This window comes from Mesorhizobium sp. M1A.F.Ca.IN.020.04.1.1, assembly GCF_003997315.1.
Classification (GTDB): domain Bacteria; phylum Pseudomonadota; class Alphaproteobacteria; order Rhizobiales; family Rhizobiaceae; genus Mesorhizobium.
Genome location: NZ_RZSN01000151.1, coordinates 1 through 14,546, shown reverse-complemented (window position 1 = coordinate 14,546; position 14,546 = coordinate 1). Strand labels below are relative to the sequence as shown.

At 64.1% G+C, this 14,546-nt stretch carries 17 protein-coding genes and 2 pseudogenes; 7 read left to right on the top strand and 12 right to left on the bottom strand.

Translation table 11 applies throughout. The features are described 5' to 3' along the window. The 5 genes from EOA49_RS24515 to EOA49_RS24495 form a co-directional block, all read right to left on the bottom strand. A partial coding sequence (locus tag EOA49_RS24515) for a relaxase/mobilization nuclease domain-containing protein (protein WP_127243399.1) occupies window positions 1-1,390 on the bottom strand: 1,390 nt, incomplete at its 3' end. 179 nt (window positions 1,391-1,569) lie between these two features. Continuing rightward, entirely contained in the window at window positions 1,570-2,253 is a 684-nt protein-coding gene (locus tag EOA49_RS24510; protein ID WP_024505647.1) for a lytic transglycosylase domain-containing protein, read from the bottom strand. Next, the gene (locus tag EOA49_RS24505) at window positions 2,241-2,789 is read right to left on the bottom strand and encodes a S26 family signal peptidase (protein ID WP_029354919.1); all 549 of its coding nucleotides are present in this window, start codon (window positions 2,787-2,789) and stop codon (window positions 2,241-2,243) included. The genes EOA49_RS24510 and EOA49_RS24505 overlap by 13 nt, the downstream gene beginning before the upstream one ends. Continuing rightward, window positions 2,786-3,055, bottom strand: a complete 270-nt coding sequence (locus tag EOA49_RS24500) for a helix-turn-helix domain-containing protein (RefSeq protein WP_029354917.1) — start codon at window positions 3,053-3,055, stop codon at window positions 2,786-2,788. Before EOA49_RS24500 ends, EOA49_RS24505 begins: the two co-directional genes overlap by 4 nt. Window positions 3,056-3,235: 180 nt before the next feature. Next, window positions 3,236-3,559 (bottom strand): DUF736 domain-containing protein, encoded by a 324-nt coding sequence (locus tag EOA49_RS24495; protein ID WP_029354915.1) that lies wholly within the window; start codon window positions 3,557-3,559, stop codon window positions 3,236-3,238. A 784-nt stretch (window positions 3,560-4,343) separates the two neighbouring features. Here EOA49_RS24495 and EOA49_RS24490 point away from each other — a divergent pair. From EOA49_RS24490 to groL, 3 genes and pseudogenes are all read left to right on the top strand, one after another. Next, window positions 4,344-4,691 carry a hypothetical protein gene (locus EOA49_RS24490; protein WP_126038541.1) on the top strand — a complete coding sequence of 116 codons (348 nt, stop codon included), beginning with the start codon at window positions 4,344-4,346 and terminating at the stop codon, window positions 4,689-4,691. Between the two features lie 288 nt (window positions 4,692-4,979). Next, window positions 4,980-5,273 (top strand): annotated as a pseudogene (gene groES / locus EOA49_RS24485) (co-chaperone GroES); the annotation flags it as partial. A 65-nt stretch (window positions 5,274-5,338) separates the two neighbouring features. Beyond that, entirely contained in the window at window positions 5,339-6,991 is a 1,653-nt protein-coding gene (gene groL, locus EOA49_RS24480) for a chaperonin GroEL (RefSeq protein WP_127216734.1), read from the top strand. Window positions 6,992-7,451: 460 nt separating this feature from the next. Here groL and EOA49_RS24470 read toward each other — a convergent pair whose 3' ends face one another. The 4 genes and pseudogenes from EOA49_RS24470 to EOA49_RS24455 all read right to left on the bottom strand — a co-directional run bounded on the left by EOA49_RS24470 (window position 7,452) and on the right by EOA49_RS24455 (window position 9,942). Continuing rightward, window positions 7,452-8,063 carry a LysE family translocator gene (locus EOA49_RS24470; RefSeq protein ID WP_095824659.1) on the bottom strand — a complete coding sequence of 204 codons (612 nt, stop codon included), beginning with the start codon at window positions 8,061-8,063 and terminating at the stop codon, window positions 7,452-7,454. A 245-nt stretch (window positions 8,064-8,308) separates the two neighbouring features. After that, a pseudogene (locus EOA49_RS33635) lies at window positions 8,309-8,647 on the bottom strand (YkgJ family cysteine cluster protein); the annotation flags it as partial. Window positions 8,648-8,842: 195 nt separating this feature from the next. Next, a complete protein-coding gene (locus EOA49_RS24460; protein ID WP_245460782.1) occupies window positions 8,843-9,625 on the bottom strand; it encodes an SRPBCC domain-containing protein in 783 nt (260 codons plus the stop codon). Continuing rightward, window positions 9,622-9,942, bottom strand: coding sequence for a metalloregulator ArsR/SmtB family transcription factor (locus tag EOA49_RS24455; protein WP_067001113.1), 321 nt, complete (start codon window positions 9,940-9,942; stop codon window positions 9,622-9,624). The genes EOA49_RS24460 and EOA49_RS24455 overlap by 4 nt, the downstream gene beginning before the upstream one ends. Window positions 9,943-10,083: 141 nt before the next feature. Here EOA49_RS24455 and EOA49_RS24450 point away from each other — a divergent pair, with 141 nt between their 5' ends. Further along, a complete protein-coding gene (locus tag EOA49_RS24450; RefSeq protein WP_095802556.1) occupies window positions 10,084-10,263 on the top strand; it encodes a CsbD family protein in 180 nt (59 codons plus the stop codon). Window positions 10,264-10,429: 166 nt separating this feature from the next. Continuing rightward, window positions 10,430-10,609, top strand: a complete 180-nt coding sequence (locus EOA49_RS24445; RefSeq protein WP_095784086.1) for a CsbD family protein — start codon at window positions 10,430-10,432, stop codon at window positions 10,607-10,609. 129 nt (window positions 10,610-10,738) lie between these two features. Here the strand turns inward: EOA49_RS24445 and EOA49_RS24440 are convergent, their stop codons facing one another. Beyond that, a complete protein-coding gene (locus tag EOA49_RS24440) occupies window positions 10,739-11,872 on the bottom strand; it encodes a metallophosphoesterase (protein WP_127241491.1) in 1,134 nt (377 codons plus the stop codon). Between the two features lie 145 nt (window positions 11,873-12,017). On the opposite strand from EOA49_RS24440, the gene EOA49_RS24435 reads away from it, so the two are divergent. Continuing rightward, window positions 12,018-12,611 (top strand): hypothetical protein, encoded by a 594-nt coding sequence (locus EOA49_RS24435; RefSeq protein ID WP_127241490.1) that lies wholly within the window; start codon window positions 12,018-12,020, stop codon window positions 12,609-12,611. An 81-nt stretch (window positions 12,612-12,692) separates the two neighbouring features. Here the strand turns inward: EOA49_RS24435 and EOA49_RS24430 are convergent, their stop codons facing one another. Continuing rightward, window positions 12,693-13,316 (bottom strand): TetR/AcrR family transcriptional regulator, encoded by a 624-nt coding sequence (locus EOA49_RS24430; RefSeq protein ID WP_127241489.1) that lies wholly within the window; start codon window positions 13,314-13,316, stop codon window positions 12,693-12,695. Here EOA49_RS24430 and EOA49_RS24425 point away from each other — a divergent pair. Then, a complete protein-coding gene (locus tag EOA49_RS24425; protein WP_347404002.1) occupies window positions 13,309-14,190 on the top strand; it encodes an NIPSNAP family protein in 882 nt (293 codons plus the stop codon). The genes EOA49_RS24430 and EOA49_RS24425 overlap by 8 nt on opposite strands. Here EOA49_RS24425 and EOA49_RS24420 read toward each other — a convergent pair. After that, window positions 14,191-14,546: alpha/beta hydrolase (locus EOA49_RS24420; protein WP_127243398.1), on the bottom strand; the 356-nt coding region annotated here is incomplete at its 5' end. It abuts the gene before it with no gap.

The window sequence follows — 14,546 nt, the reverse complement described above, 5'->3', positions numbered from 1 at the left end:
GCCAGGTGCCGTTCGGCTCTCGCTCAACGCCGCCGGTCGCGCGGCGGATCGCCTCCAGCCGCCGCACATGCGTTCGCGCAAAGCTCTCGGTGGCGGATGGGTCATGCTTCAGGTGGATATCGACGTCGTAACGGCCGCCATTCGCGGCGGCGATTTCGGCGATGGTACGATCGACCCGCCTCGGCTCGGTGTTCCTTGGCGCGACACGCACGATGCAGCCATTAGGCATCGTTTCCATCGCCTCGCCTCTACCGATGTCGATCCAATGGCTCTTACCGTCGACGGCGTCGACGATCATGTAGTGGCGGTCATTGATCTCGTCGGCCAGTCCACGCGCGACAACGCGACCGACGAGAGACTGGACGGGCTCGCCGGCTCGATCGTGGATCACCCAGTCGGCGGCACTGCGTGCAAGCCCCTTGCCGGCCAGTTCGCGGTGGATGGTCTTGATGATGTCGCCGCGTTCGCCGGTGCGGCGCAGCGTGGCTTCGAGCTCATCGTCGAGGCGCCAGGAGCCAGCGCCGACCTCCGCGGCCAGACCCATCCGCTCGAGCTTGCGCAGCCGTCCCTGGTGCAGCGTCTGGCGAATGGCGTCGGGACCGCCCGGCGAGACCAGCCCGTCATCATCACGCATGCTGAGCAGCCGACGGTCGATGCTGGTGAAGCGTTCCTGCTCCATTTCCCGGCGCAGGCGAAGCTCAATCTCGCGGTCGGTTCGCGGACCGAGATCGAGGCTGACCAGCTCGGCCGCCCGCTCGCGGATGCCAGATGAGATATATTCGCGCGCGATGACCAGGTTCTCGCCACGGTCGTCCCTGCCTCGGACGATGATGTGGCTGTGCGGGTGGCCGGTGTTGAAATGATCAACCGCGACCCAGTCGAGCTTCGTGCCGAGGTCTTCCTGCATCTGCGCCATGAGCCGCCGCGTCAGCGCCTTCAGGTCTTCATACTCGATGCCGTCTTCGGCAGCGACGATGAAGCGGAATTGGTGGCGGTCGCCGTCCGCGCGATCGATGAACGCCTTGCCGTCGACGCGGTCGCTGTCGGCGCCGTAGAGCTCGCCAGGCGCACCTTCTCGGGTGACGCCGTCGCGCTGAAGATAGCGTAGATGGGCACGCGCCCCGTCCGCGCCCTTGCCGGCGAGCTTGACGATCCGCGCCTTGACGATCACCCGGCGCTGGCGGAAGGCGGCATACCGGTCGCGCGATTTCAGCAGCGCCGCAGCCGCCCCGCCGCGCCCTGTCCGGCTGCCCGTGAAGCGACCGCCGGGCTGGGGCTGGCCGCCGGCTCGGTTGACGGCTGCCCGGACTTGACCGGCATAGCGTTTGCCTGCCTTCGAGCCGCGCGACCCGATTTTGCCGAGCTTCGGCCTGAACTCGTCATCCTTCATGCGAGCCTCCCAGACATATCAAGCAAAATCAGACACTTACACGTCCAACCCTCTTGGCACCGGCGGCAGCCTCCTGGAAAAACGATGTGCAGACAAAGATTTAACCGCCTCCTGGAGGCGGTACCTTTATCTTGCCTTACGCGCCCAGCCCCGCCAGACGCGCCCCCGTCCGCCCATGGCTAACGCACCGGCTCCTTCGGCTGCGCGCCGTCCTTGCCGAGCGGCACGAAGAGATCGCCGTTTCGCACGCCTGAGTGAACACCGTCATGAATGAAGAACAGCGACCGTCCGAGAGGAGCGATTTGCGCCTTTGGAGCGACAGATTGGCTTTCGAACGCCTCGATGTCGGCCGCCGAAACTCCGGCCGCCTTGAGTTGGTCGAGGTACTCGACGGTCTCTTCTGGCAGCGGTTTGCCACGCTTCAAATGCTCGTCGTAGCGCTCGGGACCGGCATTGTAGGCGCCAAACAGGCCAGGAAATCCGAAGCGGTCATACATGGCGCTGAGATAGGCCGTGCCGGCCAGGATATTGTCGCGCGGATCGTGGGGGTTAGGCCCAAGGCCGTGTTCGACCCGCATCTCCTCATAGGTGCCGGGCATCACCTGCATGAGGCCCATGGCGCCAGCGGGGGAGGTGATGGGGCGGCCGCCGCGCATTGTCTTGCCGCCGCTTTCGGCAGCCATGACGGCATAGATCCAGGCTTGGGGAATATGGAAGCGCCGGCTTGCTTCCGATACCAACGTCTGCCACTTTCGCAGCTGCGGACTTTGGGAGATGGCGACCGGCTCAGCGCCGGTCGAGGCGGAACAGGCGCATGGCGCAATGGCGATCATGCCCAACAAGAGGAGGGTCACTCGGTCCATAGCGGTACGAGCCTCCCGATGACATTTTGAGTGGGAACAGGCCCGAAATAGCGGCTGTCGAAGGAGCGGTTTTTGTCGCTGCCGAGCAGGAAAACCTCGTTATCCCCGAGCGCTCGGCAGCCGTTCCACCATGGCAAAGGTCGGCCTTCGGCGTCGATTTTGAGCCGGCGCGCGACGATGTCGCCGCCGATGATGATGGCGTCATTGAAGGCGCAGACATTATCGTCCGGCAGCGCTGCAAGACGTTTTGCCAGCGGCACATTGCGAGGCAGATAGCTGCGCTCGGCGGCGAGATACGCCGCGTATTCAGGCGGGCGCACGAGCACGAGATCGCCACGCGCCAGCGCTCCCGCAGCGATGCGGTAAAGGCCGATCGGCGCGCTGGCCGAGGCGTTCCAGACCAGCCAAGGGGTGGGCTTTCCCAGCGCCGTGAAGCCCAAAAGACCGAGACCGGCCGCGGCCAAGGCGACCGTCTTACGGGCTCGAACACGCCTCAGGCGGCTGCCGATCAGATGGATGGAAGGGCGCCGCCTCATGAACGGCCTCCCGTGCCGCCCTGGCCGGAACCGGCCTTGCCATCGCCGGCGGTGGAGTGCTGCGGGTGTCCTTTCGACCAATGGTCGAGTTCGTCGATGTGATAGCGGACATAGCGGCCGTGCTTGCGGAATTTCGGGCCGCCGCCCTTGAGCCGCATCTTTTCGAGCGTGCGCTGGGAGAGCCCGATATAGAAGGCGGCTTGGGCTGTGCTGAGAAACGGGCTGCCCTTTTTCGCGCGGGCCGCGCGTTCGTTTTCGTCGTCCATGATGATCCTCGTTTCGCTTCGGACAAGCGAGGGCGAGGATGGGCGAGGGAGATCGTCTCGGGGACGGGCGAAGAGTCGGGGGAGAGTTTTCGCCGCCCTTTAGGGCGGACGGGGTTTGGGTGGAACTCCTGGGAATGAGCCCCGCGCCGGGGCTGCGGCGCGAGGCTCTATCTCGGCCGGTCAGTCGGCCGGGTTCCAGATGATGGCGTAGGTGTCGTGATCGTCCTGGCCGGCGGCGCGGCCGAGATTGGCGTAGAGCTTGCGCGGTCCGAACTCCGGCGCTGCAATCGACAGGCTCACATAATCCTTGCCGGAAGTCTCGCCGGTGCGGATCCAGCCGGCGCCAACTTCGACCCCTTGCGTAAGCACCCGGAAGTCGGGATGGTTGTCGGCGCTCTTGGCCTGGTTGGGGACGATATCGATGTCGGCGCGGACGCTGAGCGTCTTGAGCTGGCCCTTGTAGGCGCCGTTTTCCTGCTTGTTGACGTAACCGATCGCGGTCATTTCGAAGTCTCCTTTTGTGGTTTCGCCGGGGACCATCCCCTGCGATGGCGCACCGTAATGGGCGCGTCAGGACCGCCTGAATCCGACAGGGCCGCAGCGACAGCGAAGGATCCGAGCGGGCAGCTTTTTTGTGAGCGAAGCGGCGCGAGGAAGCCGCCGCAGGCGGCGGGGAAAAAAGCTGATGGCGAGGGTTTCGGGCGGCCGGACCCGCCCATAGGTCGACAAGCCAGCCGCAGGGATGGTCCTTGGAGAGAGCATGGAGACCGCTCGCCAAGTGCGGTCTTTCAGCCAAGCAGGACGCCGGGATGAAACGGCCTGCAAAGATGCTGCGCCCTTATGCCGGATCGAGATCGTGCCAGCGGGTCGGGCGCCAGAGCAGACATCCGGCATGGTGCGATCTATGAAAGCAGGGCTCGCCAGCGGGAATTTGATACGCGAAGGGGCCAAAGCAAGGCTGGATGAGAAGCCGGTGCTACCTGCAGGTCCAGTGTCATGTGGCGGCGCTCGGGAAACCGCTACGCAACGTGACGCGCTCTTATGAGGCGAACAGACCGGCCCCAAAACCGATCGACCGGTGGTCGGCGCGAAACGCGTCATGCCTGTCCGAAAGCTGACAGTGGCAGAAGACGCATGTCGGGTTCCGCACAATTGACCATGCTGGATTTGTGAGGTTTTCAGGGAGAGCCATGCGTTCACTACCCAGTGAGCTTTGGCACGGCATTTGCACTTGAGATGTGGCAACACGGATCGAAGGTTGACTGCATGCACAAGCGCGAGATGAGCAATGCTCTCCTTTCCTGGAGGCTTGGCAGCAGATTCGATTGTGACGTTGCGAGGAGCTTCAGCCGCTCGCGGCGGAAGTGATCTCAAATCTGAAGGCACCGTTGGGGCCGCAGCCATCAAACACATCTTTCTCTTTTTCGCAGCTCGTCATCAACGCGATGCGGACTTCTTCGCGTCGACGGCGGCCGAAGGTGGAGAAGGGCTCGACTTGCAAAAAGGAGTTGTCAATGACGTCTTACGTTCGCACCAACAGCCCGGCGCAGGTGCGCTCACTGTCCACCTTTGGCAAGCATCTGCAAAGGAGCGTGCTGACGGCGACGCTGCTTGCCGCGGCTTCGACGGGAAGTGAAGCGCAGCCCTATGTTCGTGCTGACGGCAGCACGACTGACGACTTGGAAGCGGCGCGCGCAAGTTGGCGTCATGACGCCGAATTCAATGGAAATGTGGGGCTCGCAGCCATCAACGCGGATGCGCGTATGCGTTGGGTTCCACCGGGGAGGGGGCCAGAGCTCCTCGCCTGCCCTCGTCCGTCTTGACGAGTGCCCGCTTACAGCCTACCTCACTATCGCGTTAGCACTCGTCCATCGCGAGTGCTAACAAAAACCCCTCAACATCCGCACCAGGGAAAAATCCGAAAATGGCAAAGTCGAAGTTCCGCCCGCTGCATGACCGCGTGGTCGTTCGCCGGGTCGAATCCGAATCCAAGACCGCTGGCGGGATCATCATCCCGGATACGGCAAAGGAAAAGCCGCAGGAAGGCGAGATCATCGCCGTTGGTTCCGGCGCCCGTGACGAAGCCGGCAAGCTCGTCCCACTGGACGTCAAGGCCGGCGATCGCATCCTGTTCGGCAAGTGGTCGGGCACCGAAGTCAAGCTCAATGGCGAAGACCTTCTGATCATGAAGGAATCCGACATCATGGGCATCATCGGCTCATATCAGGCCCTTTCGTCAACTGAATTCCCGGGCTCGATTGAAGCCCCTGCCAGGAGCTAAAAATGGCTGCCAAAGACGTAAAATTCTCCCGTGATGCCCGCGAGCGCATGCTGCGCGGCGTCAACATCCTCGCCGACGCGGTGAAGGTCACGCTCGGCCCCAAGGGCCGCAACGTCGTCATCGACAAGTCGTTCGGCGCCCCGCGCATCACCAAGGACGGCGTCACCGTCGCCAAGGAAATCGAGCTTGAGGACAAGTTCGAGAACATGGGCGCGCAGATGGTCCGCGAAGTTGCTTCGAAGACCAACGACATCGCCGGCGACGGCACCACGACCGCGACCGTTCTGGCGCAGTCGATCGTCCAGGAAGGCCACAAGGCGGTTGCCGCCGGCATGAACCCGATGGACCTGAAGCGCGGCATCGACCTCGCGGTAACCGACGTCGTTGCGACGCTGATCAAGAACGCCAAGAAGATCAAGACCTCCGAAGAGGTTGCCCAGGTCGGCACCATCGCCGGCAACGGCGATGCTTCGGTCGGCAAGATGATCGCCGAAGCAATGCAGAAGGTCGGCAACGAAGGCGTCATCACGGTTGAGGAAGCCAAGACCGCCGAGACCGAACTCGAAGTCGTCGAAGGCATGCAGTTCGACCGCGGCTACCTCTCGCCCTACTTCGTCACCAACGCCGACAAGATGGTTGCCGAGCTCGAGGACGTCTACATCCTCCTGCACGAGAAGAAGCTGTCCAACCTCCAGGCCATGCTGCCGGTTCTCGAAGCCGTCGTGCAGACCTCGAAGCCGCTGCTCATCATCTCGGAAGACGTCGAAGGCGAGGCTCTGGCCACGCTGGTCGTCAACAAGCTGCGTGGCGGCCTGAAGATCGCCGCCGTCAAGGCGCCGGGCTTCGGTGATCGCCGCAAGGCCATGCTGGAAGACATCGCCATCCTCACCGGTGGCCAGGTCATCTCGGAAGACCTCGGCATCAAGCTCGAGAATGTCGGCCTCAACATGCTCGGCCGCGCCAAGAAGGTGTCGATCTCCAAGGAGAACACCACCATCGTCGACGGCGCCGGCAAGAAGGCCGAGATCCAGGGCCGCGTTGCCCAGATCAAGCAGCAGATCGAGGAGACCACCTCGGACTACGACAAGGAGAAGCTGCAGGAGCGTCTGGCCAAGCTCGCGGGCGGCGTCGCGGTGATCCGCGTCGGCGGCGCGACCGAGGTCGAGGTCAAGGAAAAGAAGGACCGCGTTGACGACGCTCTGAACGCGACCCGCGCGGCCGTTGAAGAAGGCATCGTCCCCGGCGGCGGCGTCGCGCTGCTGCGCGCTTCGCACGCCGTCAAGGCGACCGGCGTCAATGCTGACCAGGCCGCGGGCATCGCCATCGTTCGTCGCGCGCTGCAGGCTCCGGCCCGCCAGATCGCGGCCAACGCCGGTGCCGAGGCTTCGATCGTTGCCGGCAAGATCCTCGAGAACAAGGCTGCGACCTACGGCTTCAACGCCCAGACCGGCGAGTATGGCGACATGATTGGCATGGGCATCGTCGACCCGGTCAAGGTCGTTCGCACCGCTCTCCAGGACGCGGCCTCGGTCGCCGGCCTGCTGGTCACCACCGAAGCCATGATCGCCGAGGCTCCGAAGAAGGAAGCCGCCGGCGGTATGCCGGGCGGTATGCCTGGCGGCGGCATGGGCGGCATGGGCGGCATGGACTTCTAAGAAGTCCATAAAGCACGCCCATCATTTAACATTGCTCAAGCCCGCAAGCGGGCTTGAGTGGTGGCATGACTTCTAAGAAGTCCGGTCCCACAGAGAATATGGAAAGGGCGGCAGACATGTCGCCCTTTTTGTTTTGGCATGCGGGCAGCCGGTCCAAAGGCGGGCTTCTATACTGTTGCGATTGGCGAAGGCCTGCGCAACAGCCGATCTCCCCTCTTGAGGGGGAGATGCCCGGCAGGGCAGAGGGGGGCCCGCGCATAAGGCTCCGGCGACGACTCCTTTGCAACGAGAGGCGCTGGCGCTCCAACGCGCGGCGACCCCCTCTGTCGCCTTCGGCGACATCTCCCCCTCAAGGAGGGAGATCAGCAGCGCCAGCGCCAGCGCTCGGCCATCCCTGCGTCAACCTGATCCGCGTCGCGGACGGGCGATAGTCGAGGCGATGGGCTATATCACGGTTCGCTTACCGATCCGCCAGCGCCAGCTTGGCTCCCAGCATGACGAAGGCGCCGGCGAAAGTGCGGCGCATCCAGGTCAGCACCATCGGCCGCGACACGACATGGCTGCGCACCGAAGCCGCGAACACGCCGTAGACGACGAAGACAAGGAAGGTCATCAGCATGAAGACGCCGGACAGTTCCAGCATCCTGGCGAAAGCGTGCGGCTCCGTGGTGCTGACGAATTGCGGCAGGAAGGCGAAGAAGAAGATTGACAGTTTTGGGTTCAAGATGTTGACCAGGATGCCGGAGGTGATCACCTTTCGGACAGAGCGTGGCGCGGCGTTCTGATCGAGAGCAAGGCCGCCCTTCTCCTTCAGCGTGTTCCAGGCCATGTAGAGCAGATAGGCGACGCCCAGATATTTCAGAGTCTCGAAGGCGACGGCGCTTGTGTGCAGCACCGCCGCAAGGCCGGTGATGGCCGCCGCCATGTGCGGGATGATGCCCAGCGTGCAGCCGAAAGCGGCGATGATCGCGGCGCGAGCGCCGCGTGAGAGGCCGGCGCTCAGCGTGTAGAGAACGCCAGTGCCGGGCGAAGCGACGATAATCAGCGACGTCAACAGGAATTCGATGCTCACGGTTTCCTCCATGGCCTGCACGGCGCGGAAGGTATCGGGAGGTCCGAGCGTGGGCAAGCGGGGAAGAAAGTAATCTCCCCCTTGTGGTCCCCTCGCGAGGAGATGTCGCCGAAGGCGACAGAGGGGGCTCGCCTCGTGTAGAGCGCGGCCTTTTCCGCGACGCGATCACGTTGGCGATTTATGTGAGACGACCCCCTCTGACCGCTTCGCGGCCATCTCCCCTCGAGGGGGGAGATCACGCTCTCCACCGCCAGCCCATGGGCGGCCCTTGCCATCAGGCAGTCGTCGCCGCCGGGCATGCAGGCGCGGCAGACATGCGGGCGGGCTTCGTAAATCGCGCAGGCCGTCTGCTTGCCCACCTCGCCGCGAAGCGCGGCGCAGCGGCCGTCCTCGCAGCGCATGCCTGACAGGTCGGTCGCGACCAGCTCGTCGGGGATGCGGTCTAGCTCGGCATCCTCTTCGGTCGAAAAGCGCGGCCAGTCCGCCGAATAGGCGCAGCAGGCGCCGCAGCTCTGGCAGTCGAAGGCGGCTGATGCGTCAAGCAGGGTCGGGCAGGGTCGGTCGTGCGGCAAGGCTATCCTCATGCTGGCAAGTGCCTTTAGCACGGAGCCGGGAAATGCGTCGCATCCGGCCGAGCAAAAAATTTTGTTTTGCCGGGAACCCTTTTGCCGGCTGGCGGTTTTGTCCCTGTTATCGGCAGTTCACGAGTATCGAGAAAAGCTGATAACAAAAGACGCCTCCCGCGCCCTGAAAAGCGCGAGAGGCGTTTTCCATTCGCCTTACATGATCGTGCTCATCATCGGCAGGATTTCATAGCGGAAGCCGCGGCCGGAACGCGCCACCGGGTCGCCTTCGGTAACCGCCCTGGCGTCGGCTTCCGTGCCGACCTGCAGGATCAGAAGCCCCCACGGTCCGGCTGGATCGGCGACTGGGCCGGCAATCATCATTCTGCCTTCACGAAGCAGGCCGCGCAGATAGTCGACATGCGCATTCATCAGCGCCCTCTCCTCCTCCGTCAGGGTGAAGGCGAAATCCGGACGCGGCGGAATCAGCCGGCAATGGAAGACCGAAGGCGACCTGGCAGCCGTCTCCTTGGAAAGGAATTCGTCCAACCAGCCCAGCACGCGCTCCCAACCGGAACCGTGATCGCGGCAGGAGTCCCGTCGCGACCCGAAGCCGTCATGGCGCAGCGTCAGCCGGGTGCCGTTCTCGACGGCTTCGAGCGTATAGGTGACGGTGGTGAGGTTATCGCCGTCCCAGGGCGCCTTCCAGGTCATCACCAGACGATGCGGCGGCTCGACCTCGAGATACTCGCCGGCGACATGGAAGTCCTGCCCGTCCGCGCCCTTGCCTTCCGAGCGCCAGGCGCCGCCCGGCCGGACATCGGCCGTGTGCTTCGTCGTCCGGTACATGTTGTCGGCGCCCCACCAGAGCGGGATCTGGTCCTCAGCGGTAATAGCGCGGAAGACGCGCTCCGGCGGCACGGCGATCGTCACCGTGGCAAGGATGGTACCGGCGGAAATGTCGGCGATCGCGCGCGGCTTGTCTTGGATGGCCATCATTCATTCTCCAGGTAGGATTTGAGATTGCCGAGGCTGTGCTGCCAGAAGTCTCGGTAAGGCAGGATCCAGTCGGCGACATCCTTCAATTCCGCCGGCTCCAGCCGGTAGACTCGCTCGCGGCCCTGCCGCTGCTCGGAAACGACGTTGAGCTCGCGCAGTATCCTCAGATGCTTGGAAATGGCCGGCCGACTCTGCGAGAAGGCGGACGCCAGTTCGTTGACCGGCGCGGGGCCCTGCCGCAGCCGGTCGAGGATGGCGCGCCGCGTCGGATCGGCGATGGCGCGGAAGACGGAACGGTCGTGCTCAGCCTGCGGCATAATGCGTATCCATTTGGTTACATATTATGCCGAATTCGGTCGCCGGTCAATTATCCTCGACCGGTGTGCTTTGGCGCAACGGAACCGCGAAGCACTCCGGCCCGTTTCTCCTCGCGAATTGGATCTCCGGGAGATGCGGGGATGGTGAACATGGACCAAATAGTGGGCTTGGCGAAGCAGATCAAAGGTTCGATCCGGCAAGCCATAGGCAAGGCCGCCGGCAACCGGCCGATGGAAATCAGGGGCATGGCGGACAAGTCGGCAGGCCAGGTGCAGAAGGCCTGTGGCGACATGAAAGCCATGCTCAAAAAAGCGATGTGACCAGCAGGCCCCGCGGTCAGATCTCGAACGCCCGGCACGGGCTGTCCGTCATGCCGACAGCGGCGTGATGCGGCAGGCCGCACGGAACTCAAACATTGCCCGTTCGTTGTCGTGGCGGATGCGGTTGGCGCATCCCGCTCCTATTCCAGGCCCAGGAGATGCGGATATGGTGAACAGGCATCAAGTTGCCGGCATCGCCAAGCAGGTAAAAGGCAGGCTGAAGCAGGCGGCCGGCAAGGCCACCGGCAGCCGGCGCTTGCAGGTGGAAGGCATGTCCGAAAGAATCGCCGGCAGGGTGCGCAAGGCCTATGGCGACGTGAAGGACAAGGCTCGCAAGGCGCTCTGACTCCATACGCCGCGAGGCAATGGCCGACCCGCGCGCCGGCCTGTTCGTCTTTGAGCGCCGACGGCGTCAACACCGCAGAACAGCTCGAACAACCGGCCTGGACAACTCTACCCGGCGTGCTTTCTCCCTTCAGGTGGCCCAGCTTTTGGTGAAGGCGTTGGTGAAAACGACCTCGCCATGGTCGCCGGCCGCCTCAGCCAGGACGACGTCCATGTGGTCATCGGTCACCCGCGCCAGCGCAAAGCCGCCCATGAAGGCCGCCTTCGGCTTGACGAGGTCGAGCCCGTCGCGCCGGTAGATCATCGGCACTGCGTGCTGATGGCCGTGAAAAATGGCGATCACATTATAACCCTTCAGCGTGGCGAGAAGCGCCTGGCGGTCGGCGTCGCCCCACCAGTGCGGGCGGCCGGCGCCGCCTTCGCCATAGGTGCGCTTCACTGGATCCCAGCGCTCGACCGAGAAGGTGTCCCAACCATAGTGCTGGAAGAGAATCACCGGACGGCCGTCGCCGGCATAGGTCGCCAGATCCTGCTTCAGCCATGGCAGGCTGCCTATCGCGTCATGGCCGGTGTCGCCGGCGAAGCGATGCGTCTGGACGAGGTGCAGGCCGCCCCAATCCCAGGAATAGCAATCGGTGTCGACATCGTAATTGGTCGCCGGCACCGGCGGCTTGAAGAAAACGCCGGGGCGATGGTTGACCTCGACATAGTCGCGCATCTCGCGACGGTACCAGTCGACATGGCGCGTCGGCCCATTCTGGTCGAGATCGTGATTGCCGAGCCCGACATAGACCGGGACATGCACGCGATCGGGGCCGATGCCTTGCTGGTAGCGCTGGCTGAACTGCAGAAGCTGCGTGCCTTCGCTCGGCTCAGTGATCTGGCCGCCGCCGTCATCGGTGATGTCGCCCCCGGTGACGAGGCCGAGCGGCGTGGCGATGCGTGTGCCGGCCGAGCGCAGGCCGGTGGCAGCGCCGCTGATCTCGGCCGGCCACTCTTTGTCGTCGATTGCGTTGAGCACGGCCACATTGCGCAGCAATGCCGCGTCGGTCTTGCCCTCCTGCTCGCAATGCGGGCTGAGCCCGGTCGCCATGCGGCAGGCATGGATATCGGCGATGAACAGGAAGGTGGCGTCAATCGGCTGGATAGGCTGGCCGGTCTGGGCGAAAGTGGTGTCCGGCAGGGCGCAGGTCGCGGCAAGGCCGGCCACCCGGGCCAGGAAATCGCGCCGGGACAAGAATGCTGAGGATAAGCGATTCATCATCGCGCCATTGGAACATTTTCAGCGCCGGATCGTCCAGATTGGCGGCTCTTTTCAAGCATTGGTTGAATTCGTGAAGGGCACTTTGGGTCGACAGCGCAGAGAGGGTCTGTCATTCCTTCCAGAACACATTTCCAGGGGAGAAGGCATGAAACCCGTGACGACCTGTGTGGCCCTCTCCATGCTTGCCCTCACCGGCACCGCCGAGGCGGCCGACTGCGTGGACGCCAAATCCGCCAAGGCCGGCTTCGTGCTGGAGAAGCCCGGCATCCGCAGCGAGTTCCGGCCGGCGCCGGGCGGCATGGTCGCGGTCGCCAACAACTACCAGTCGCAATCGCCGCAGACGCAATATCTCTACGCCGGGCTGATCGAGATTTTCCGCGATAGCGACACGGGCCGGCTGTCAATGATCCCGCTCGGCGACCTCAAAAAGCTCTTCCCGCTGAAGGCCGGTGCCAAGAGCAAGACCGAGTTCGTGCGGCTTTCGGCGAAGAAGGCGCCGAAGGGCACCGAAACACTGGCTTTAAGCGTCAAGGGCAAGGACACCTACAAGCTGGGCGACTGCAAATACACGGTGCTGACGGTGAAAGAGACGCTGACCGGCGATTCCGGCGCGGTGATCGACAGCTTCACCGCGCTCTATTCGCCCGACCTGCAAGCGGTGCTGGCGCGGCGCTACGACGAGGGGACGAGCGCGCAGAGCGAAGTGGGGTTCGAGACGATCAAGCCGCTGAGGGAGTGAAGGCTGCCTTTCAGTCAGGGACTTAAGATGATCCTCATACCGGCATCAGCGGATTGCCTGCTGCCGCACCACCCTGCGGGGTCATCTGGCGGGCGAACCGTTCTGTGATGGCGGGGGCTCGACCCGCTCCAAACCCTCCAGGCACTGCCGCAACACACCGGCATCCTGTGCGGTCTTGGCCATCGACATGGCGCCGGAGTAAGCCGCCACCGTCAGCGCGGCAAAGCGGTCGGGATCGGTCCCACCTTCCCCGCCGGCCTCCTGATCGGCGCGCACCTTGTCGGCGATCGCCCGCCGCCAGCCGGCGAAGATATCGGCCAACGCAATCCGGAAATCGGGATCGGCGAGCGACAGCTCATGCGCGAGATTGTTGAGCGGGCAGCCGCGCACATAGCCCTGCTGCTCGAGCGCGGCAGCCACCGACGCGAACACCGCGCGCACGCCCTTGCGCGCCGAAGGCGCCGCCCGCACCGGCTCGATCCAGGTCTCCTGAACCGCGGCCGCCACCCGCTCCTCGATCACCGCCAGCGCCAGCGCCTTCTTGGTCGGGAAATGATGGTGCAGCGCGCCGCCGGTGACGCCGGCCGCCGCCATCAGGTCGCCGAGGCTCGAGGCGTGATAGCCGCGCGCCTGGAAGCAATCTTCCGCCACGTCGAGCACGCGCCGCCGCATGCCCTGCGGATCGTTGGTGCGCTTCTTGCGCATCGCCACCTCCACCTTTCCCCGTGGGAGAGAAGGGGAAGAACGTAGCATATTGACAAAACAGGACAACCGGTCTGTTTATAAACAGGATGAACACCCTGTTTTCGAGAGTCTAGCCATGAACAGACCCTCCCGCCTTGCGTCGCCGATCGTGGAGCTCAGGCAATACACATTGAAACCCGGCCAGCGCGAAACGCTTATCGCGCTGTTCGACCGGGAGTTCATCGAGAGCCAGGAAGCCGCGGGCATGACCATCATCGGCCAGTTCCGCGACCTCGACCGTCCCGACATGTTCGTCTGGCTGCGCGGCTTCGCCGACATGGAGGCCAGGAGGAAAGCGCTCACCGCTTTCTATGACGGCCCGGTGTGGGCCGAGCATCGCAACGCCGCCAATGCGACGATGATCGATTCCGACGACGTGCTGTTGCTGAAGCCCGCGTGGCCGGACGCCGGCTTCGACCTGTCGAGGCGCGAGCGGTCGACCGTGAGCGAAGGCGAAAACAAAAGTGCGGAGCCTCACTTAGACGGTATTGTTGAGATTTCGATTCATCATTTGCGCCACGGCATGGAAACCGGCTTTGCCGAGCGTTTCCGGGCGGAAATGGTTCCGCAACTGACGGCCAGCGGGGGCCGGCTGCTCGGCGCCTTCGTCAGCGAGCATGCCGAAAACACTTTTTCGCGGCTGCCGGTGCGAGCCGGCGAAAATGTCTTCATCGCAGTCATCGGTTTCGACGATGGCGACGCCCATGCGAACTATCGGTCCGGCCTTACCGCTTCTCCGGCATGGCAGGCGGTTCGCCAAACCATGCAGGCTGCTTCGACGAAGCCGGCAGAGATGTTGCGCCTCACGCCGACGGCCCGATCGCTGTTGCGGTAGTCACTCGGCTGGCAGCACGTCGGCTATTGCCTTGGCGACGAAGGCCGGGTCTTCCCAGTGCGGATTGTGGCCGCAGTCCTGCGCCCAGACGAGACGCGATCCGGCAAGCGCCTCGGCCAAAGCCTCCTGGTGCGCTTCGCCGAAGAGCGGATCGCGGGCGCCGGCAATGATCAACGTCCGGACCCGCACGGCCCGCGCCGCCGCGGTCAGATCCGTCCGGCGGATTTCTTCGAGAATGGCGCGCCAGCGCGCCGCCGGCATCGCCGAAGCGTCCGCCGCCAGGCCGGCAAGAAGGGCCCGCGGCACGCCGGACCATCCGTTGGTTGCCGGCGTGGCGGAACTGCGCGACCCGATCT

Coding starts and splice junctions, on each gene's coding strand:
- EOA49_RS24510 (WP_024505647.1), bottom strand. CDS start 2,253: ATGGACCGAGTGACCCTCCTCTTGTTGGGCATGATCGCCATTGCGCCA.
- EOA49_RS24505 (WP_029354919.1), bottom strand. CDS start 2,789: ATGAGGCGGCGCCCTTCCATCCATCTGATCGGCAGCCGCCTGAGGCGT.
- EOA49_RS24500 (WP_029354917.1), bottom strand. CDS start 3,055: ATGGACGACGAAAACGAACGCGCGGCCCGCGCGAAAAAGGGCAGCCCG.
- EOA49_RS24495 (WP_029354915.1), bottom strand. CDS start 3,559: ATGACCGCGATCGGTTACGTCAACAAGCAGGAAAACGGCGCCTACAAG.
- EOA49_RS24490 (WP_126038541.1), top strand. CDS start 4,344: ATGCTCTCCTTTCCTGGAGGCTTGGCAGCAGATTCGATTGTGACGTTG.
- groL (WP_127216734.1), top strand. CDS start 5,339: ATGGCTGCCAAAGACGTAAAATTCTCCCGTGATGCCCGCGAGCGCATG.
- EOA49_RS24460 (WP_245460782.1), bottom strand. CDS start 9,625: ATGATGGCCATCCAAGACAAGCCGCGCGCGATCGCCGACATTTCCGCC.
- EOA49_RS24455 (WP_067001113.1), bottom strand. CDS start 9,942: ATGCCGCAGGCTGAGCACGACCGTTCCGTCTTCCGCGCCATCGCCGAT.
- EOA49_RS24450 (WP_095802556.1), top strand. CDS start 10,084: ATGGTGAACATGGACCAAATAGTGGGCTTGGCGAAGCAGATCAAAGGT.
- EOA49_RS24445 (WP_095784086.1), top strand. CDS start 10,430: ATGGTGAACAGGCATCAAGTTGCCGGCATCGCCAAGCAGGTAAAAGGC.
- EOA49_RS24440 (WP_127241491.1), bottom strand. CDS start 11,872: ATGATGAATCGCTTATCCTCAGCATTCTTGTCCCGGCGCGATTTCCTG.
- EOA49_RS24435 (WP_127241490.1), top strand. CDS start 12,018: ATGAAACCCGTGACGACCTGTGTGGCCCTCTCCATGCTTGCCCTCACC.
- EOA49_RS24430 (WP_127241489.1), bottom strand. CDS start 13,316: ATGCGCAAGAAGCGCACCAACGATCCGCAGGGCATGCGGCGGCGCGTG.